19 protein-coding genes are annotated in these 16,255 nt (G+C 70.0%); 10 read left to right on the forward strand and 9 right to left on the reverse strand.

The window, feature by feature from the left end; translation table 11 throughout:
• Positions 1 to 20 precede the first annotated feature (20 nt).
• Together BG418_RS01060 and BG418_RS01065 are read left to right on the forward strand one after the other, a co-directional pair.
• The gene (locus BG418_RS01060; protein WP_188271700.1) at positions 21 to 422 is read left to right on the forward strand and encodes a CBS domain-containing protein; all 402 of its coding nucleotides are present in this window, start codon (positions 21 to 23) and stop codon (positions 420 to 422) included.
• 53 nt (positions 423 to 475) lie between these two features.
• Positions 476 to 784: an SCO5918 family protein gene (locus BG418_RS01065; RefSeq protein ID WP_188271701.1), complete on the forward strand. Its 309-nt coding sequence runs from the start codon at positions 476 to 478 to the stop codon at positions 782 to 784.
• Between the two features lie 124 nt (positions 785 to 908).
• On the opposite strand, the gene BG418_RS01070 is transcribed toward BG418_RS01065, so the two are convergent.
• Positions 909 to 1,559, reverse strand: a complete 651-nt coding sequence (locus tag BG418_RS01070) for a type III effector protein (RefSeq protein ID WP_188271702.1) — start codon at positions 1,557 to 1,559, stop codon at positions 909 to 911.
• A gap of 127 nt (positions 1,560 to 1,686) precedes the next feature.
• Between BG418_RS01070 and BG418_RS01075 the strand changes: the two genes are divergently transcribed.
• The 4 genes from BG418_RS01075 (at position 1,687) to BG418_RS01090 (ending at position 3,824) form a co-directional block, all read left to right on the forward strand.
• On the forward strand, positions 1,687 to 2,118 hold the full coding sequence (locus BG418_RS01075; RefSeq protein ID WP_188271703.1) for an Hsp20/alpha crystallin family protein: 432 nt from the start codon (positions 1,687 to 1,689) through the stop codon (positions 2,116 to 2,118).
• 96 nt (positions 2,119 to 2,214) lie between these two features.
• Positions 2,215 to 2,610 carry a DUF2267 domain-containing protein gene (locus BG418_RS01080; protein ID WP_188271704.1) on the forward strand — a complete coding sequence of 132 codons (396 nt, stop codon included), beginning with the start codon at positions 2,215 to 2,217 and terminating at the stop codon, positions 2,608 to 2,610.
• Positions 2,611 to 2,681: 71 nt separating this feature from the next.
• Positions 2,682 to 3,119 (forward strand): DUF2267 domain-containing protein, encoded by a 438-nt coding sequence (locus tag BG418_RS01085; protein ID WP_188271705.1) that lies wholly within the window; start codon positions 2,682 to 2,684, stop codon positions 3,117 to 3,119.
• Positions 3,120 to 3,290: 171 nt separating this feature from the next.
• The gene (locus BG418_RS01090; RefSeq protein ID WP_188271706.1) at positions 3,291 to 3,824 is read left to right on the forward strand and encodes an RICIN domain-containing protein; all 534 of its coding nucleotides are present in this window, start codon (positions 3,291 to 3,293) and stop codon (positions 3,822 to 3,824) included.
• Between the two features lie 163 nt (positions 3,825 to 3,987).
• Here the strand turns inward: BG418_RS01090 and BG418_RS01095 are convergent, their stop codons facing one another.
• From BG418_RS01095 to BG418_RS01110, 4 genes are all read right to left on the reverse strand, one after another.
• A complete protein-coding gene (locus BG418_RS01095) occupies positions 3,988 to 5,511 on the reverse strand; it encodes an aldehyde dehydrogenase family protein (RefSeq protein WP_188271707.1) in 1,524 nt (507 codons plus the stop codon).
• Between the two features lie 131 nt (positions 5,512 to 5,642).
• Positions 5,643 to 6,863 (reverse strand): GAF domain-containing protein, encoded by a 1,221-nt coding sequence (locus BG418_RS01100; RefSeq protein WP_188271708.1) that lies wholly within the window; start codon positions 6,861 to 6,863, stop codon positions 5,643 to 5,645.
• A gap of 154 nt (positions 6,864 to 7,017) precedes the next feature.
• Positions 7,018 to 7,464, reverse strand: coding sequence for a hypothetical protein (locus BG418_RS01105; protein WP_188271709.1), 447 nt, complete (start codon positions 7,462 to 7,464; stop codon positions 7,018 to 7,020).
• 192 nt (positions 7,465 to 7,656) lie between these two features.
• Entirely contained in the window at positions 7,657 to 8,232 is a 576-nt protein-coding gene (locus tag BG418_RS01110; protein WP_317453456.1) for an N-acetylmuramoyl-L-alanine amidase, read from the reverse strand.
• Between the two features lie 385 nt (positions 8,233 to 8,617).
• Here BG418_RS01110 and BG418_RS39425 point away from each other — a divergent pair, with 385 nt between their 5' ends.
• Complete coding sequence (locus BG418_RS39425) at positions 8,618 to 8,992, forward strand: hypothetical protein (RefSeq protein ID WP_223184198.1); 375 nt, start codon at positions 8,618 to 8,620, stop codon at positions 8,990 to 8,992.
• 85 nt (positions 8,993 to 9,077) lie between these two features.
• Here the strand turns inward: BG418_RS39425 and BG418_RS01120 are convergent, their stop codons facing one another.
• Both BG418_RS01120 and nadC read right to left on the reverse strand, forming a co-directional pair.
• The gene (locus BG418_RS01120) at positions 9,078 to 9,932 is read right to left on the reverse strand and encodes a PhzF family phenazine biosynthesis protein (protein ID WP_188271710.1); all 855 of its coding nucleotides are present in this window, start codon (positions 9,930 to 9,932) and stop codon (positions 9,078 to 9,080) included.
• On the reverse strand, positions 9,920 to 10,819 hold the full coding sequence (gene nadC / locus BG418_RS01125; RefSeq protein WP_188271711.1) for a carboxylating nicotinate-nucleotide diphosphorylase: 900 nt from the start codon (positions 10,817 to 10,819) through the stop codon (positions 9,920 to 9,922). Before nadC ends, BG418_RS01120 begins: the two co-directional genes overlap by 13 nt.
• A gap of 230 nt (positions 10,820 to 11,049) precedes the next feature.
• Here nadC and BG418_RS01130 point away from each other — a divergent pair, with 230 nt between their 5' ends.
• Positions 11,050 to 11,418: a helix-turn-helix domain-containing protein gene (locus BG418_RS01130; protein ID WP_188271712.1), complete on the forward strand. Its 369-nt coding sequence runs from the start codon at positions 11,050 to 11,052 to the stop codon at positions 11,416 to 11,418.
• A 431-nt stretch (positions 11,419 to 11,849) separates the two neighbouring features.
• Positions 11,850 to 12,155: a DUF1330 domain-containing protein gene (locus BG418_RS01135; protein WP_188271713.1), complete on the forward strand. Its 306-nt coding sequence runs from the start codon at positions 11,850 to 11,852 to the stop codon at positions 12,153 to 12,155.
• A 44-nt stretch (positions 12,156 to 12,199) separates the two neighbouring features.
• Here BG418_RS01135 and BG418_RS01140 read toward each other — a convergent pair whose 3' ends face one another.
• Together BG418_RS01140 and BG418_RS01145 are read right to left on the reverse strand one after the other, a co-directional pair.
• Entirely contained in the window at positions 12,200 to 14,227 is a 2,028-nt protein-coding gene (locus BG418_RS01140; RefSeq protein ID WP_188271714.1) for an AAA family ATPase, read from the reverse strand.
• A gap of 249 nt (positions 14,228 to 14,476) precedes the next feature.
• Entirely contained in the window at positions 14,477 to 14,854 is a 378-nt protein-coding gene (locus tag BG418_RS01145; protein ID WP_188272344.1) for a hypothetical protein, read from the reverse strand.
• A 225-nt stretch (positions 14,855 to 15,079) separates the two neighbouring features.
• Between BG418_RS01145 and BG418_RS01150 the strand changes: the two genes are divergently transcribed.
• Entirely contained in the window at positions 15,080 to 16,159 is a 1,080-nt protein-coding gene (locus tag BG418_RS01150; RefSeq protein WP_188271715.1) for an acyl-CoA desaturase, read from the forward strand.
• Positions 16,160 to 16,255: the final 96 nt, after the last annotated feature.

The raw sequence follows: 16,255 nt of genomic DNA on the forward strand, positions 1-16,255 counted from the left end.
TTCTCTGCAGGAGGTACCTCTTGACGCTGGTCCAGATGCAGCCCCGTCCGGCAGTCGCCGATCCCGTGCACAGGGCGATGGCCGAGGTCATCGACGCGGCCGGACCGCAGGTCAGTGACGACATGAGTGTCGAGGTGGCACTGGCCGTCCTGGCCGCCGCTCGCACGGGTCGGCTGGTCGTCTGTGACCAGGACGGCCAGTGCACCGGCCTGGTCACCCAGGCCGACCTCGCCGCTGTCCGCGACAGCTCCGGCTACACGGACCGCGTCCGCCTGCGTGACATCCTCGGCGGCCACGGATCCGCCGCACCCGTGACCACTTCTGCTGAAGCCGGCCACGCGACGCGCTCCCTCCGGTTCGGTGCCCTGCCGGCAGTCGACGAACCAGGCGGCGCCCGGGGCCTCCTCGCCCTCTCCCGCTGAACCGCCGTACGGCAGGTCCGTGTCCGTTCCCCCTCTTCTCCCTGTGAGGCCACATGCGCTGCGTCATCGCCCGCTTCCCCTTCGAGCTCACCAAGAGCGGCGTGCTGGAATCGATGAAGGGCATCAAGCCCGAACCGGACACCGGCGAATCCGTGACCATCGGCCGTCGCCACTACCCCGTCAAGCAGGTCGGCCAGGTCATCACGCGTCAGGACCGCCGTGACTTCACCGCCGCCGAAGTCCTCCGGGCCATGACTCAGCTCGGTTTCACCTGCCGCACCGTTCCCACGGCCGCACCCGTGCGCACCCTCAGCCCGATGCAGCATGCTTCCGCGATGCTCGGCACCCCTGTGTCCGTCTGACCGAGGGAACAGGCGCGAGCCGACACGTGAACAGCAGGGTGGCTCCGGCCGGCACGCGCCGGCCGGAGCCACCCTGCTGTTCACGTGTTCCCGCCGCAGTGCGTGTCGGCAGGCGGTGTACCGGTCAGCCGGGGGTGCCGTCTGTCGTCGTGGTGGGGTTGGCCAGGGCGTCGAGCCGGGCGGCGAGGTCGGGGTGGCCGGTCGCCAGATGGGGGCGCGCGGCGTTCAGGGGGCTGATGAGGGCTGCGGGGTCGTCCTGGCCGAGGGCCGCATCGAGCTGTCTGAGCGGGGTGCGGGCCGCGGGGGGCAAATCGGTGAGGGCCGTGATCTGGCCGGCGAGACGGCGCAGATCGGCGGCGTTGTCCCGGGCCCAGGCGGCGGCGGTGCGCACGGCGGCACGACGCTCGCGCGTGGCCTGGACCCGCTCTTCTCCCGTACTCCCCGCGAGGCCGGGGCGGTTGCGCAGATAGCGCCTCTCCGCTGCCTGGCGGCTGGCGACGCCGAGAGGCTGGGCGAGATCGGCCCAGCTGGCTCCCGCGTGGCGGGCTGTCTCGATCAGGCCGGTCTCCCATCCGGCGAGCTGCTCGCGGACCTGTCGCAGCAGCAGCAAAGAGGCCAGAGCCTGCTCCGGGCCCACGTCGGGCGCGTCGAGGGACTCGTTCTGGGCGTCGCGCAGGGCGTCGTCTATGGCGCGAAGAGCCGTGGCGGCGGCGAGGAACGAAGCCGGGCCCTGGGCGTCCGTGCTGGACGAGGCGGGGCGTTGGGCTGCCGGCATGGGCACCTCCCTCGGGTTGTCATCCTGCTGATGACATCTTGTTTGTCATCCAATGGATGACATGCTACAACGGTTTCTGTGAGGCGCATTGGCAGCAACTGCCCTGATCTCCTGGAGGTGTTTCACGATGTTGATGCGCACCGACCCCTTCCGTGAGCTCGACCGGCTGGCCCAGCAGCTGATGGGCCCGGGCACCTGGTCGAAGCCGGCCGCGATGGCGATGGATGCCTACCGCGAGGGTGACGAGTACGTGGTGGCCTTCGACCTCCCCGGCGTCACCGCGGAGGCGATCGACATCGACGTCGAACGCAACATGCTGACCGTCAAGGCCGAGCGCCGCCCCGCCGTGAAGTCCGACCACGTCCAGATGGAACTCTCCGAGCGGCCGCTGGGTGTGTTCTCCCGCCAGATCGTGCTGGCCGACACCCTGGACACCGAGCACATCCAGGCCGACTACGACGCCGGGGTGCTGACCCTGCGCATCCCGATCGCCGAGCGAGCCAAGCCCCGCAAGATCACCATCGGCGGGGAATCCGTCCGCAAGGAGATCTCCGGCTGAGCCGGACGGTCACCAGCGGTGACGGAGGACGGGCACAGGGTTCGCCCTCGCCCGTCCTCCACAGCCCCCGGAAACCGCACGAGGGAGGCGGCGGACATGCCCCTGCGCTGGGAAGCATTCCTCGACCACGTAGTGGAGCGCGGCCAATACGGGAACCGGGCCGAAGCAGAGCGCGCGGCGCGGGTCGTGCTCGCCCTGCTGGGCGCCCATATGGTCGGCGAGGTGCGCGCCCACTTGGCGGCGCGCCTGCCGGAAGCCTTCGCGCTGATCCTCCTCAACCCGCTGCAGAGCGCCGAACCGCTCTCCCCGGAGCGATTCGTGCGCGCGACGGCGGCCTGGATCGAAGGGGCCACCGAAAGAACCGCGGCCTGGGATGTGAGCGCCGTCCTCAGCACGGTCGCCGACGCGGCCGGTGACGACCTGCTGGAGCAGATCCTGCTCCAGCTCCCGGCGGGCTACGACCTCCTCTTCGGCCGCCCCCAGCTGACCTGACCACCACACACCCTGCGGTCTCCGGGCCCCGTGGCTGTCGGTGACCGCGACGAGAGAAAGGCGATCTCCCCATGACGCGCGACCAGCGGGCGCCGGGGCAGCACGTGCCCGTGATGACGTACGAGCAGATGCTGGAGACAGTCCGCTACGAAGGCGCCTACCCCACCCGGGAACGGGCCGAGGAGGCCATCCGCCTGGTCCTCGCAGGATTCGGACGCCAGCTGACGGGAGACGAACGCGTCGAACTGGCCGCCCGCCTGCCCTTTGAGGCCGCACGCATCCTCACCGCACAGATCCCCGCCATCCGGCCCCTCACCGGCTGGGCCTTCGTCAAGGATCTCGCCACCCGCTCCGGCGCCCCGATGGGAGCCACCCGCTGGGACACCGGCTCCGTCCTCCACGCCGTCGCAGCCCTGGCCGGCCCCGACCTCCTCACCCGCATCCTGCACCAGCTCCCCTCCGGCTACGCCCTGCTGTTCGGCCGCGCCGAACTCGCCAGCGCCGCCTAGGCCGCCCGGGCCGTCCCGGACCCGGGTGTGGGACGGCGGGACGGGTGCGGGACGGCGGGACGCCCCGCGCGGATCGCTAGGTTTCCGTTGTCGCCGTCCGGTGCGACACCTGCTGCGGGGGAACGGTCCGATGGCGCGATCCCCCTTCGACACCTCTTCGGGAACACTCACATGCGCATGCGCTCTGCCGTCGTGGCCTCCCTCGCCGCGACCGTCGCCGCCCTCGGCACCCTGGTGACCGCCGCCCCGGCCCAGGCGGCCCCGCACCCCAACGTGACGATCAACATCGCCGACAGCTACTGCCTGGACATCCCGAACAGCAACGCGTTCAACGGGCAGGTCGTCCAGCAGTGGCCGTGCAACGGCACCAACGCCCAGCAGTGGAACATCCTCGACGCCGGCGCCAGCCACTTCAAGATCCAGAGCGCTGCGTGGCCGTCCTTCTGCCTGAACAACTGGAGCGGCGGCAACACCACCGGCGACTACATCAAGCTCTACAACAACTGCGACAGCCCCGACGCGGCCTTCAACATCGTCGGCAACGACGGGGGCAGCAACTACATCCGGTTCCAGCCGATGAAGGCGACCAGCAGCTGCGTCAACATGTGGGGCGGCCAGACCCAGGGTGCGGTCGCGCGCCTGTACCCCTGCAGCGAAGACGCCCCCAACGCGCGCTTCCGCCTGTGGATGTCCGGCACCATCTAGCCTCGCCGTTTCACTCGGGTACGGCTGTACGTGCGGCGGAAAAACGAAAGTGCCTTCCTGACCTGGGACGATGAACCTCGCTGAGAGATTCTGTCGGCCCAGGCGGAGGGCACTTTCTCCGTTGACGGGTAAAAGCCCAGGTCAGGCGCCTTTTCTTGTGCCCTTAGAAGAAGCCCAGCTTCTTCGCCGAGTAGCTCACCAGCAAGTTCTTCGTCTGCTGATAGTGATCCAGCATCATCTTGTGGTTCTCCCGTCCGATCCCCGACTGCTTGTAGCCGCCGAAGGCGGCGTGGGCGGGGTACGCGTGGTAGCAGTTGGTCCAGACTCGGCCTGCCTGGATGGCGCGGCCCGCTCGGTACGCCTGGCTGCCGTCGCGGGTCCAGACGCCGGCGCCGAGGCCGTACAGGGTGTCGTTCGCCGTGCGGATCGCGTCGTCGAAGTCCGTGAAGGACGTCACCGCGACGACCGGGCCGAAGATCTCCTCCTGGAAGATCCGCATGCGGTTGTCGCCCTCGAAGATGGTGGGCTGGACGTAGTAGCCGCCCGCCATCTCCCCGTCGTACTCGATGCGCTGACCACCCGTCAGGATCTTCGCGCCCTCCTGCTGGCCGATGTCCAGATAGGAGAGGATCTTCTGGAGCTGGTCGTTGGAGGCCTGCGCGCCGATCATCGTGTCGGTGTCCAGCGGGTGGCCCGCCACGATGGCCTCGGTGCGGGCGATGCCCGCGTCCAGGAACTCGCCGTAGTGGCCGCGCTGGATCAGGGCGCGGGACGGACACGTACAGACTTCGCCCTGGTTGAGGGCGAACATCGTGAAGCCCTCAAGGGCCTTGTCGCGGAAGTCGTCGTCCGCGGACCAGACGTCGTCGAAGAAGATGTTGGGGGACTTCCCGCCGAGTTCGAGCGTCACCGGGCGGATGTTCTCCGACGCGTACTGCATGATCAGGCGGCCCGTCGTCGTCTCGCCGGTGAACGCGATCTTCGCCACCCGCGGGCTCGACGCCAGCGGCTTGCCCGCCTCCACGCCGAAGCCGTTGACGATGTTCACCACGCCCGGCGGGATGAGGTCGGCGACCAGGCCGAGCCATACGTGTACCGACGCCGGGGTCTGCTCCGCGGGCTTCAGGACCACCGCGTTGCCCGCCGCGAGGGCCGGGGCCAGTTTCCATGTGGCCATGAGGATGGGGAAGTTCCACGGGATGATCTGGCCGACGACACCGAGCGGCTCGTGGAAGTGGTACGCGACGGTGTCCTCGTCGACCTGGCTCAGCGAGCCCTCCTGTGCGCGCAGCGCGCCCGCGAAGTAGCGGAAGTGGTCGATCGCCAGCGGGATGTCGGCGGCCAGCGTCTCACGGACCGGCTTGCCGTTCTCCCAGCTCTCCGCGACCGCCAGCTCCTCCAGATGCGCCTCCATCCGGTCGGCGATCCTGTTGAGGATGTTGGCGCGCTCGGTCGGGGCGGTCCGGCCCCACGCGGGCGCCGCCGCGTGGGCCGCGTCGAGGGCGCGTTCCACGTCCTCCGCCGTACCCCGGGCGATCTCGGTGAAGGGTCGGCCGTTGATCGGGCTCGGGTTCTCGAAGTACTGGCCGCCGGCCGGCGGTACGTACTCGCCGCCGATGAAGTGGTCGTAGCGGGACTGGTACGTGACGATCGCGCCCTCGGTGCCGGGCGCTGCGTAACGGGTCATCTCCGTGGCCTCCCTCCGGCGCCACCCGCCCTCGGACGGCGCTCGGTGCGGAGGTTAGGCCCCCGGACGTTGCGGCTCCGTTGCGATGAGGGCCGACGTGGATGGTCGCCCGGGACGACCGACAGCGATCGTCAGTTGTCCGTCGTCTCCCGCAGTGCCCGCCACGCCGTCCGGTCCTCCGCACCCCACGGGCTGCGCGCCCAGTCGGCGAGCAGGCCCGGGTCGGCGCGTTCGATCAGTGCCGCCCGCAACTGACCGGCCAGCCGGGTCCGCATCCGTACGATCGCGGGCGCCTGTGACCCGGGGAGCAGCGGGCCCGCGTACGCGTTCATCGCCGCCGCGACCGCGCCCGAGCCGAGGCGGCGCGCCACCGTGTCGAAGTCGGCGTCGACCGGGAGGGCCAGCCGGTAGGGGCGCGAGCGCAGCAGGTCGGGGCCCAGGAGGCGGCGCAGCCGGGAGAGCTCGGCGCGGATCGTCACGGGGGTCACCGACTCGTCCTCGTACAGATCGACCAGGAGCTGATCACCCGTCAGGCCCTCGGGGTGGCAGGTGAGCAGTACCAGGAGCTCGCTGTGACGGCGGCTGAGACGGACCTTGCGGCCTTCGGCCACCAGGAGCGCCTCGTCGCGGCCGAGGGCGCTCAGGCCGAGCGCGGTGCCGGTGGGCGGCGGGGCGAGCAGGGCGAGTTCCGCCTCCGCCGCGCGGGCCACCGCCTGCACGAACGCCAGGCTGTGCGGATGCGCGAGACCGTCGCCGCCGGTGATGTCGACGGCCCCGAGCAGCCGTCCCGTACGCGGATCGTGCAGCGGCGCCGCCGCGCATGTCCATGGGTGCACCGGGCGCCGGAAGTGCTCGGCGGCGAAGACCTGTACGGGCCGGTCCTCGGTCAGCGCGGTCCCGGGGGCGTTGGTGCCGACGGCGGACTCCGCCCAGCGGGCGCCCGGCACGAAGTTCATCCGGTCCGCCTTGCGCCGGGTCCCGGGGTGTCCGTCGACCCAGAGCAGCCGGCCCTGCGCGTCGCAGACGGCGACCAGATGCTCGCCGTCTCGGGCGTACGCGCCCATCAGTTCCCTGATCACCGGCATCGCCCGGGCCAGCGGGTGTCCGTCGCGGTACGCGGCCAGCTCGTCCTCACCCAGCTCCACGCGCGCGGTCCCGTCCGGGCACACGCGGGCCCGTGCCGAGCGCTGCCAGGACGCCGCCACCAGCGGTCGTACGGGCCGGACCACCCGCCCCGCCGAGGTGAACGCGTCATGGGCGCGGCGCAGCGCACCCGTGCGTTCGGCGGGATCGGCCCCGGCTTCGAGGGCGACCCAGGACTCGTACCGCGAGTCATACCGCGTATCGGTCAACTGGGCCTCCAGAAGGGCGGGGTGCGCTGCGACCGGTCCATCGTCGGCCTGCGTCGAACACCCGGCAAGGCACCTCGCACGCGCCTGGCCGATTGCCGCCCGTGCCCCGGGGCGACCGGCTCGGTGGAGCACCGGCCGCCCTGGGGTTCGCGCGCTACTCCTCGTCGAGCGGACGCACGAACTCCAGCGTCCACGTCTCCTGGAAGTCAGGCTTCGGCGGGACGAACTCGATCTGCGCACCGCGATGCCCGGCGCGCATGGCGAGACCCTTGTCCGAGAGGATCTTCACACCGCCGATGACGTGCTCGAACGTGAACTTGGCCCACTCCTCGCGCGGCACCGCGTTGACGAAGAGCTTGTCCTGGGGGCTCACGAGACCCGCTGCGTCGTGCTGGGCGAGATGGATCACATACGGCGCCCCCGGCACGGGCTCGACGGGCTCGATGATCCATTCCTGCTCGATCGGGAGCGGGTTGAGCCGGTCGGTGATGACGGGGGCGCCGTGCTCGACGGCGTACTCGGTAGCCGTCACCACAGAGGAGGGGCCGATGATGTGTGCGTGGATCTTGTAGATACCAGGTCGTACCGGGACGGGAGGCATACGGAGAATTCCTCTCTCGCGGTTCGCTTCACTGGTGTGGTCAGTTCCACCAGTGCACGCCCAACCTCACCTCATGGGTCACCGCATCAACAGGGCGCGATACCGCCAAGTCGGTACGGCCCGGACTGATCGGTCATAGGTGCGAATCTTGACGCCGAGGGGGCGGAGTACGTACCCGTCGGGCGCGTCGGATCACGCGAAGTTGACGAGGCGGATGTAGCGCACCCAGTCCCAGTTCGGCCCCGGGTCGGTGTGGTCGGTGCCGGGGACCTGGTAGTGGCCGATGATGTGCTCGCGGTCCTTGGGAATGCCGTACCGGTCGCAGACGGACGCGGTGAGCCTGGCCGACTGCTCGTACAGGGCGTCCGTGAAGTACGCGGGCTGGTCCACCCACCCCTCGTGCTCGATGCCGACACTGCGCGTGTTGTAGTCCCAGTTCCCGGCGTGCCAGGCGATGTTCTGCTCGCGCACCATCTGCGCCACATATCCGTCGGCGGAGCGGACCACATAGTGGGCGGAGACCTTCTTGGTGCGGTTCTGGAAGATCCCCAGCGTCGGCGCGAACGCCTCCTGGGTCACATGGATGATCACGTATTCGATCGGATACGTCCCGGGCCGCCCGGACGCCGTGTAGTTGGAGGGCGATGCCGCGACCCAGTGCGCACCCGGGTAGTCGGTGTCCCCGGCGGCCTCGGCGCGGGTCGCGGGGAACAGCATGCCCGCGGCCGCGCTGGCGGCCGCGCCCTGGAGGAGTCTTCTGCGGTTCACGGGAAACGGTGCTCCTGTACGTAGATCGTCGGCGTCGATGGACGTCGATCGTCTCGTTCAACCGGCAAAAACCTGGCCGAGGTTACGGTACGGGCCACCGAACGCGGGACGGAAGACTCGGCGCGCCTCACGGACGCGCGCGCCGCGACGCGCGGTGCGGCTGACCGACTTTGGCGTAACTGCCGTGCAGGGGTGGCGAGATGACCGATTCGGGCCGACTCTGGTGGCTATGGTCACGCCGCCCGTACCGCCACGCCCACCGGGGCCGCCGCCCCCGTCCGGCGGGGGCTTCGGTCCTCCTGCCTGGGAGCCGCCGTCTTCACCGCCACTTCCACCGTCGCCGGGTGCGGGCGGCCGCAAGGGCGTCTTCATACTGCTCGGCATCATGGTGGCCGCCGCAGCGGTCGTCGCGGTGGTGCTGGTGGTGAACGGCAAGAGTGGTGGGTCGGGCGGTAAGTCGACGCGGAGTCCTTCGCCGACGGCGACCGGGTCCGCGACCCCGAATCCGACGCCTTCGCTGAGTCTGCCGAGCGTGCTCCCGTCGGGGTTCCCCTCCGACCTGCCGTCGACGCTTCCGTCGGAGCTGCCGAGCGACTTCCCGAGCGATCTGCTCCCCAGCGACCTCCCCAGTGACTTCCCGAGCGGCCTGCCCACCGCGCTCCCGGGCGACATACTGCCCTCGGCGGCCGACGAGGGCGGCGACGAGCTGCCCTTCTACGAGCTTCAGGCGGGCGCGGTCCTTGGGGGCCATCAGGAATAGGGCGCCCGTCCCGGCCGCACCGGCCGACAACCCGTGGGCGGCTCTGCTCGGCACGCAGCCCCACCGGCCCTGAGTACTGCAGGCCTCAGCGCGCGACCGTTCGCGCGATCGTCGCTTGGCCGCCGACCCGGATTCGGTGCTCCACACCGTCGTGGTGAACGGTTGCTGTGATGGTCGACGGGCAGCCGAGGTGGTCGCCCATGTCGACGACGAGGCGGTCCGTACCGGATCCGGCCGCGTGTGCGGCCAGGCAGGCGGTGCTGTTGGCGTTGGCGATGTCCTCGGGGACTCCGATCGACGGCGCGAACATCCGGGCTGCCGCCCGGCCGTGCCGGTCCGGGAGCGAGTAGGCGTAGCAGCCCAGCAGACCGTGGCGGTCGCAGGCTGCGCGCAGCAGGGTGAAGTCCGGGGTGAGTTCGGCCAGTACGGCGCGGGACCGGACGGGCAGCAGAAGCCTCGGCCGCCCGTTCGACGCCACGCAGGCGTCCCCGGCGACTGCGTCCTCGGGCAGTCCGAGGCCGTGTGCGACCGCCTCCAGTTCGGGCCGTCGGACGTCGCTCAGGCTGACCGGGCCTGGATCGAACGATGCTGTCAGGCTGTCACCGTTTCGGGTGGCCCGGCCGTCGAAGCTGCGGTAGGTCGTCCGCAGGACGGCGCGGTAGTCGTCGCCGCCGTCACGTTCGGCGAGCAGCGCGAGGGCGGCGACGGTGCCGTGGCCGCAGGCGGGCAGTTCGCCTGCGGTGGTGAAGAACCGGAGGGTGTACGAGGGATGGCCGTGCTCGGTTCCGGTCGCACGGAGGAAGACGGCGTGCGATGTTCCCAACTCCGCGGGAATGCGGCATCGTTCCTCGTCGGTCAGCGGCGCGTCGTCCAGAACGGCGGTCGGGCTGCCACCCCTGCGCTGACGCTGACACGCGTCGACGATCGCTACCTCGGGCATGGCACCGGGCCGGTGGTCAGCAGCATCGTCAGGTCGAGTGCGGGCGCGCTGTGTGTCAACGCTCCGACCGAGATGAGGTCGACGCCCGTTTCGGCGATGGCACGGACACTGTCCAGGCGGACGGTGCCCGAGGCCTCCAGCAGGATCCGGGGAGCGTCGGTCCGTCCGGCCCGGATCTTCACCACCTGCTCGATGTCGGCCAACGGCATGTTGTCGAGCATGATCCAGCGGGCCCCGGCATCGAGCGCCTCAGCGGCTTCCGCCACGGTCTGCACCTCGACATCGACCTCCACCGTCTGCCCGGTACGCACCATCCCGTGGCGGACCGCCTCGATCGCTGCGGTCACCCCGCCCGCCGCGGCGATGTGGTTCTCCTTGAGCAGGACCATCGCCGCGAGGTCGAGCCGGTGGTTGCGGCCACCGCCGACGGTCACCGCGTACTTGTCGAGGGCACGCAGGCCCGGTGCCGTCTTGCGGGTGTCCAGAATGCGGGTCTCGGTCGCGGCCACGGCCTGGACGTAGCGGTCGGTCAGTGTCGCGATGCCGCACAGGCGCTGCAGGAAGTTCAGCGCCGTGCGCTCGCCGGTGATCAGGCTGCGCGCCGGGCCGGACAGGCGCAACACGACGTCGCCGTCGGTCAGCCGGGCCCCGTCGGCGACGCTCGCCTCGATCTCGATCTCGACCTCGGGATCGACCTGCGCGAAGACCTCGGCGACCACGGGGAGGCCGGCGGCAATGCCACTCTGCCGGGTGCGGACTTCGGCCGTGGCCGCCAGGCCTTCGGGAACACTCCACGCGGTGGTGATGTCGTTCCCCGAGGCGTCCTCGGCCAGGGCGACGGCGACGGCGGTTCGTCCCGCAGCCGAGGGAAACGGTGTCGTGGTCATCTGGTCTCCATCTCCGAGTGGGCGTTGAGCCTGGCGGTCACCACCACTGACGCAACTGCAGCGAAGGCAGTGCTCCCAGGCGGTGATCGTGGGATTCCGCAGCGCACGGTGCGGGGCGACGCGGATGGGTGGTTGCCACGACGGCCCCCTTCGTTTCGTTTTCCGAAGCGGTCACCGATGCTAGCGTATCGGAATCCGAAGCATCAACCTTGGAGGCTGGACTCCACGCCATGTCAACTCCCAAGCCCGGCAAGCCAGTTCGTGGTTCGATCACCGGTCGCCCCCTCATGGCCGCACTCGACCTGTTCGGGCGGCGGTGGAGCCTGCGCATCCTTTGGGAGCTGCGCGGGGGCCCGCTTGGGTTCCGCCCCCTGCAGAAGCAGTGCGACGACATGTCCTCCAGCGTGATGCGGCAGCGCCTGACCGAACTGCTGGATGCCCACGTGGTTCACCAACTACCCGACAGTCGGTACGAGCTCACTCCACTGGGGCGGGATGCCTCCCTCGCACTCGACCCCCTCGTCCAGTGGTCGAAGCGCTGGGCGGCGATGCTCGACCCGCAACCGGCGCACCGCGACAGCGGGCAGCCCGCCGACTGACACCCGTGCGGCCTGAGTTGACGGTGCGGCCATGGCCGGGCGCCCTGAATCGGACCCTCGTACCTGTGAACCCGGCCGAGGCGTTCTGACTTCCACGTCTACTCCTTGCGCTTCTGGTTTCGAAGCATCATAGTGATGCGAAAACCGAAGCAGGAGGTGTCCATGCCGCGCATCGAACCGCTCACCCGCCATATCCCGCCCCATCGACCAGGCATTGCGTCGATGGCTGCCTCCGGGCGTGACACACGAGGCCCTGGGGCGCCCCGTTCCCGGCGCAGTGAGCCTTTCCAACGTCTATCTCAACAGCACACCACAATCAGCCAGTTCCTTGCGAGCCGTCCTCTGAAATGCCCGGCGATCCGTCGCCGGGGCCGATCAATCCGAGTGTCGAATCGAAGCCTGGCACGCTTGTCCGAACACAGGAGGTTTCCATGGCCAAGGGCTACTGGGTCAGCGTCTACCGCACCATTTCCGATCCCGAGAAGCTGGCCGCCTACAACAAGCTGGCCGGTCCGGCCGTCACGGCCAGGGGCGGGCGGAGGCTCGCCGTCGGCGGTCGGGTCGTCGCCCACGACGCCGGAATCGCCGAGCGCACCATCCTGATCGAGTTCGACACCTTTGAACAGGCGGTCGCGGCACGCGAGAGCGCGGCATATCAGGAGGCGCTGGTCGTCCTTTCCGACGCCGTCGAGCGAGACTTCCGCATCATCGAAGGCGTCGACTCACCGGCGCACTGACGTTCAGGCCGGCCTGGCGGCCCCGCCGGTCTCAGTGCGCGCCATCATGCGCGCTGGGTGGTGATGGTGCACAGGCGCTTGGTGGCCCGGGTCAGGGCCACGTACAGGTCCCTCTCCCCGCCGGGGCGAGCCGTGATGATCTCCTCGGGGTTCAGGACGACGACCCCGTCGAACTCAAGGCCACGTGCTTCGGACGCGGGCACGATGCGTGCGTGGTCGGCGATGCCGTGAGCCGTCAACTGGCTCACCCGGGTGTCCGCGCAGATCACTCCCAGGAGTTCGTCCGGCTGCGCGGTGCTCTGGGCGCGCAGTTCCTCCACGACGGCGGTGACCAACCCGTCCCCATGTGCGGTCACGGTGCGCGGGCTCTCACCGCTGCGCAGTGACCTTGTGGGCCGCTGGTCCGGAGCGATCCGCGCGAGCAGGTCCCGGACACTCTCCAGGATCTCCTGCGTGGTGCGGTAACTGACCGTCAGGTCGTGCAGCCTGAACCGCGTCCCGACATGCGGGCTCAGGGCTTCCTTCCAGTCGCGTGCCGTCGTGACCGGGCCCGACTGGGCGAAGTCGCCCACCAGCGTCATCGCCCTCGCCGGGCAGCGGCGGACGATCATCCGCCACTGCATGGCGGTCAGTTCCTGCGCCTCGTCGACGACGACGTGCCCGTACGTCCGCTCGGGCGGGCCGTCGACCAGGCTCGCCGCCTCGTCCAGCAACGGCACGTCCGCATCGGTCCACGGGGCGTCCGGGGCGCGTAGGAGAAGGGACCGCTCCTGCGGGGTCAGGTTCGGCAGGCGCTCGGCCAGGGCGTCGGCATCCGTCAGCAGTGCCTTCACGAGGTCGCCGGGTACCAGCCTCGGCCACAGCGCCTCGACCGCCCGGTCGACAACGGCGTCGTCGAGGAGATCGGCCCCGATGGCGTCCAGGTCCAGCTCGTGGACCGGGCCCGGGTCGGCGGCGCCCTCGGCGCGGCGCTGGGCGACCCCCGTGAACCGGTCGAGGTTCAGGCCCGTCATCTGCTCGGCATCGGCGTCGATCTGCTCCAGGAGGTCGCCCATGTCCCGTTGCATCGCGTCGGTGACGGCGTCGACCAGGAGTTCCTTGAACGCCTGGCGCGCGGGGTTGTGGCCGGATGCGGCCGCCAGGGCGGCGGCGCGTGCAGTGGCGACCTCCTTCTCGGACAGGTGGACCAGTTCCTGCCCGACCCGGACGGTGAAGTCACCCGCGGGGGCCTGGTGGTCTCGCAGCAGGCCGGCCAGGGCGTCGGCGAGGTCCAGGCCGCCCTTGAGGCGCGCCGTGTCGAACGGGTCCACCGCGTCCGGGGACACTCCGGCCAGCTCCTGACAGGTCGCCAGTTCGACGTCGTTCTCCCCGAGCGAGGGAAGGACCTGGGAGATGTAGTCGAGGAAACGGGCGTTGGGGCCCACCACCAGGACGCCTTCCTCCGCGGCGCGCGGGAACGCGTACAGGACGTAGGCCGCCCGGTGCAGGGCGACCACCGTCTTGCCGGTGCCGGGTCCGCCCTGCACCACGGTCACCCCGCGGTGGGCGGAGCGGACGATCTCGTCCTGCTCGGCCTGCAGCGTCGCGACGGCCGCGTGCATCCTGCCCGTACGCCGTGCCGACAGAGCCTCGGTCAACGGGCCGTCCCCCACGACGTCTTCGTCGGTCGGGGCGGTCCCGTCGAGCAGTTCGTCGCTCACCGAGACGACCGTGCGCTCTTCGAGGCGCAGGTGCCGGCGCCGCCGCAGATCCATCGGGTGGACCGGTGTCGCCTCGTAGAAGGGCCGCGCCGCGTTCGCGCGCCAGTCCACGAGCAGCGGCAGGTCGTCCTCCTCCGTGTGCAGTCCGATCCGCCCGATGCGCAGGGCCGTGCCGTCCGTCCAGTCGATGCGACCGAAGACCAGCCCCTTCTCGGCGCCTTCCAGTCGGCCGATCTCCTTGGTCAGACGGTCGGCGGCGAGCTCTCTCTCGTACGCCTCGCCGGCGCCGTCCGCTGGGGCCTTCAGCACACTCGCCCGATTCGCTCGCGCCTCGGAAATCCGCTCGGTGAGCAGCTCATACAGTGAGGACACATAACCTTGCTCTGATTCAACCGCACGCACGGCAGAATCATTTATCTTTGACAACAAGGGGCTCCTTCGATTCGAGCCGCACCATACGGCCAAAGTTCCCTGAAGGTAAGTCTTGACTTGCTTGTTGCGTCTATGGCCTTACGGCTGGCCGCACTTCAAGTCATGTATTCCGTCGTTTTCCTTGAATGCCGGTGATACTTCCTGTGCACGGGAAAGTCGGTGAATCCACGGGAAAGGTTCGTGGTCGCGTCACAGGCCGGGACGGGGCTGGCCCGCATTCCCAATGCGGACACCGGCGGCCGCCGTGATCCGGTTGTGCGACGCGGCGAGTTGGGTGGTGTTCCCGCCGCCGTGCAGGGAGATGCGGACGCCCCCGTCGTGCCCGGTGGCCACATCGGCCGCCCAGGCACGCTGCTCCGGCAGCCGTTGGGGTGCCTCGGCGGGCAGGAAGGCGACGTGGCGGCGGGCGAGTTCGTCGATCGCGGAGGGTGGGGGAGAGGGCGTGGACGTGGGGAGCGTGTGACCGGTGATGACACATTCCTCAAACTTGACTACTGCGGGTCGGAATCGCCGAGGATACAGGGCGGGGGCGTAGACCGGACGCCCCCACGCCGTGACCTGGGTCACTGTTCAGGCGGCGGCTGACGCCCTTGCGGGGACCCCCTACCGGTGCACCCGACCTCTCAGGGTGGCGTCAGCACCACCCTGCCCCCGGGACAGTCCCCCCAGCGGTCCGGGTGGTGGCGCCATGGCGGCAGTGGGCCCCCGATTCGTACGTTTCATGAGGTCAGCGCAGGTCACCGCGAGGGACCGCCGACCGCCTGCCGACCCGCTATCGACCGGAGATCCGTCATGCCCCAGGCCATCGTGAACGCCGAGTCCGGCACGGCCACTGTGAGGCTTGTGCCTCCTTCTCGCCCCGCAGGCCGGAGCAGCGAATTCACCCCGCTCCTCAAGGCGGTGAAGGGGCAGGGGCTGCTGGAGCGGCGCACGGGCTGGTACGCGGTGGGCATCGCCGTCAACTTCCTCGCCCTCGCCGCGACCGTCACCGCCATGGCGCTCACCGGCGACACCTGGTGGACCCTGCTGTACGCCGTACCGCTCGCGGTGCTGTGGGCCCGCACCGCGTTCTTCGGGCACGACGCGGGCCACGCCCAGATAACCCGCGGCCGACGCGCGGGCAGGATCATCGGCCTGATCCACAGCGATCTGCTGCTCGGGATGAGTTACGCCTGGTGGAACGACAAACACAACCGCCATCACGCCAACCCCAACCACGTCGACAAGGACCCGGACGTCGGCGTCGGCGCGATGGTGTGGACCGAGAAGCAGGCGGAGCGCCGTGAAGGCTTCGCCCGCTGGCTCACCCGCAACCAGGCCCGGCTCTTCTTCCCGATGCTGCTGCTCGAAGGCATCGCGCTGAAGGTGTACGGATTCCAGGACCTGCGCAGGCAGCCACCGCGCGAACGCGTCGTCGAGGCCCTGCTGCTCCTCGCCCACCTCGCCGGATACGCGACCCTGCTCCTCACCGTGCTCTCGCCGGGCAAGGCGCTGGTCTTCGCGCTGCTCCACCACGCCCTCTTCGGGCTCCACCTGGGCATGACCTTCGCGCCGAACCACAAGGGCATGGAGATGCCGGACGCTGACGACGAAGGCTGGGGCCATCTGCGCCGCCAGGTCCTGACCTCGCGCAACGTACGCGGCGGACTCCTGACCGACTGGTTCCTGGGCGGCCTGAACTACCAGATCGAGCACCATCTCTTCCCGAGCATGCCCCGCCCGCACCTGCGGCTCGTCCAGCCGATGGTGCGCGCCCACTGCCGTGCGGTCGGCATCCCGTACACGGAGACCTCGCTGATCGACTCCTACCGGCAGGCCCTGCGGCACATGCACGCGGTCGGGGCGCCGCTGCGGCGGGGTGGGGCGGGGTAGGCGCTCGCGCTCGTGTCGTCCTCCTGGAGGAGTGCCGTACGGCGGGGGTGCGCCGCATAGTGGAAGCAGACGGCCGGTGTGCGGTGCGGATGACGG

The organism is Streptomyces sp. CBMA152 (assembly GCF_014596475.1).
GTDB lineage: Bacteria > Actinomycetota > Actinomycetes > Streptomycetales > Streptomycetaceae > Streptomyces.

Bases quoted from the DNA above. Each gene is read 5' to 3' on its own strand.
- BG418_RS01070 (WP_188271702.1), bottom strand. From the start codon at position 1,559: ATGCCGGCAGCCCAACGCCCCGCCTCGTCCAGCACGGACGCCCAGGGC.
- BG418_RS01080 (WP_188271704.1), top strand. From the start codon at position 2,215: ATGCCCCTGCGCTGGGAAGCATTCCTCGACCACGTAGTGGAGCGCGGC.
- BG418_RS01130 (WP_188271712.1), top strand. From the start codon at position 11,050: ATGTCAACTCCCAAGCCCGGCAAGCCAGTTCGTGGTTCGATCACCGGT.
- BG418_RS39425 (WP_223184198.1), top strand. From the start codon at position 8,618: ATGGTGGCCGCCGCAGCGGTCGTCGCGGTGGTGCTGGTGGTGAACGGC.
- nadC (WP_188271711.1), bottom strand. From the start codon at position 10,819: ATGACCACGACACCGTTTCCCTCGGCTGCGGGACGAACCGCCGTCGCC.
- BG418_RS01075 (WP_188271703.1), top strand. From the start codon at position 1,687: ATGTTGATGCGCACCGACCCCTTCCGTGAGCTCGACCGGCTGGCCCAG.
- BG418_RS01085 (WP_188271705.1), top strand. From the start codon at position 2,682: ATGACGCGCGACCAGCGGGCGCCGGGGCAGCACGTGCCCGTGATGACG.
- BG418_RS01065 (WP_188271701.1), top strand. From the start codon at position 476: ATGCGCTGCGTCATCGCCCGCTTCCCCTTCGAGCTCACCAAGAGCGGC.
- BG418_RS01105 (WP_188271709.1), bottom strand. From the start codon at position 7,464: ATGCCTCCCGTCCCGGTACGACCTGGTATCTACAAGATCCACGCACAC.
- BG418_RS01120 (WP_188271710.1), bottom strand. From the start codon at position 9,932: ATGCCCGAGGTAGCGATCGTCGACGCGTGTCAGCGTCAGCGCAGGGGT.
- BG418_RS01090 (WP_188271706.1), top strand. From the start codon at position 3,291: ATGCGCATGCGCTCTGCCGTCGTGGCCTCCCTCGCCGCGACCGTCGCC.
- BG418_RS01135 (WP_188271713.1), top strand. From the start codon at position 11,850: ATGGCCAAGGGCTACTGGGTCAGCGTCTACCGCACCATTTCCGATCCC.
- BG418_RS01150 (WP_188271715.1), top strand. From the start codon at position 15,080: ATGCCCCAGGCCATCGTGAACGCCGAGTCCGGCACGGCCACTGTGAGG.
- BG418_RS01095 (WP_188271707.1), bottom strand. From the start codon at position 5,511: ATGACCCGTTACGCAGCGCCCGGCACCGAGGGCGCGATCGTCACGTAC.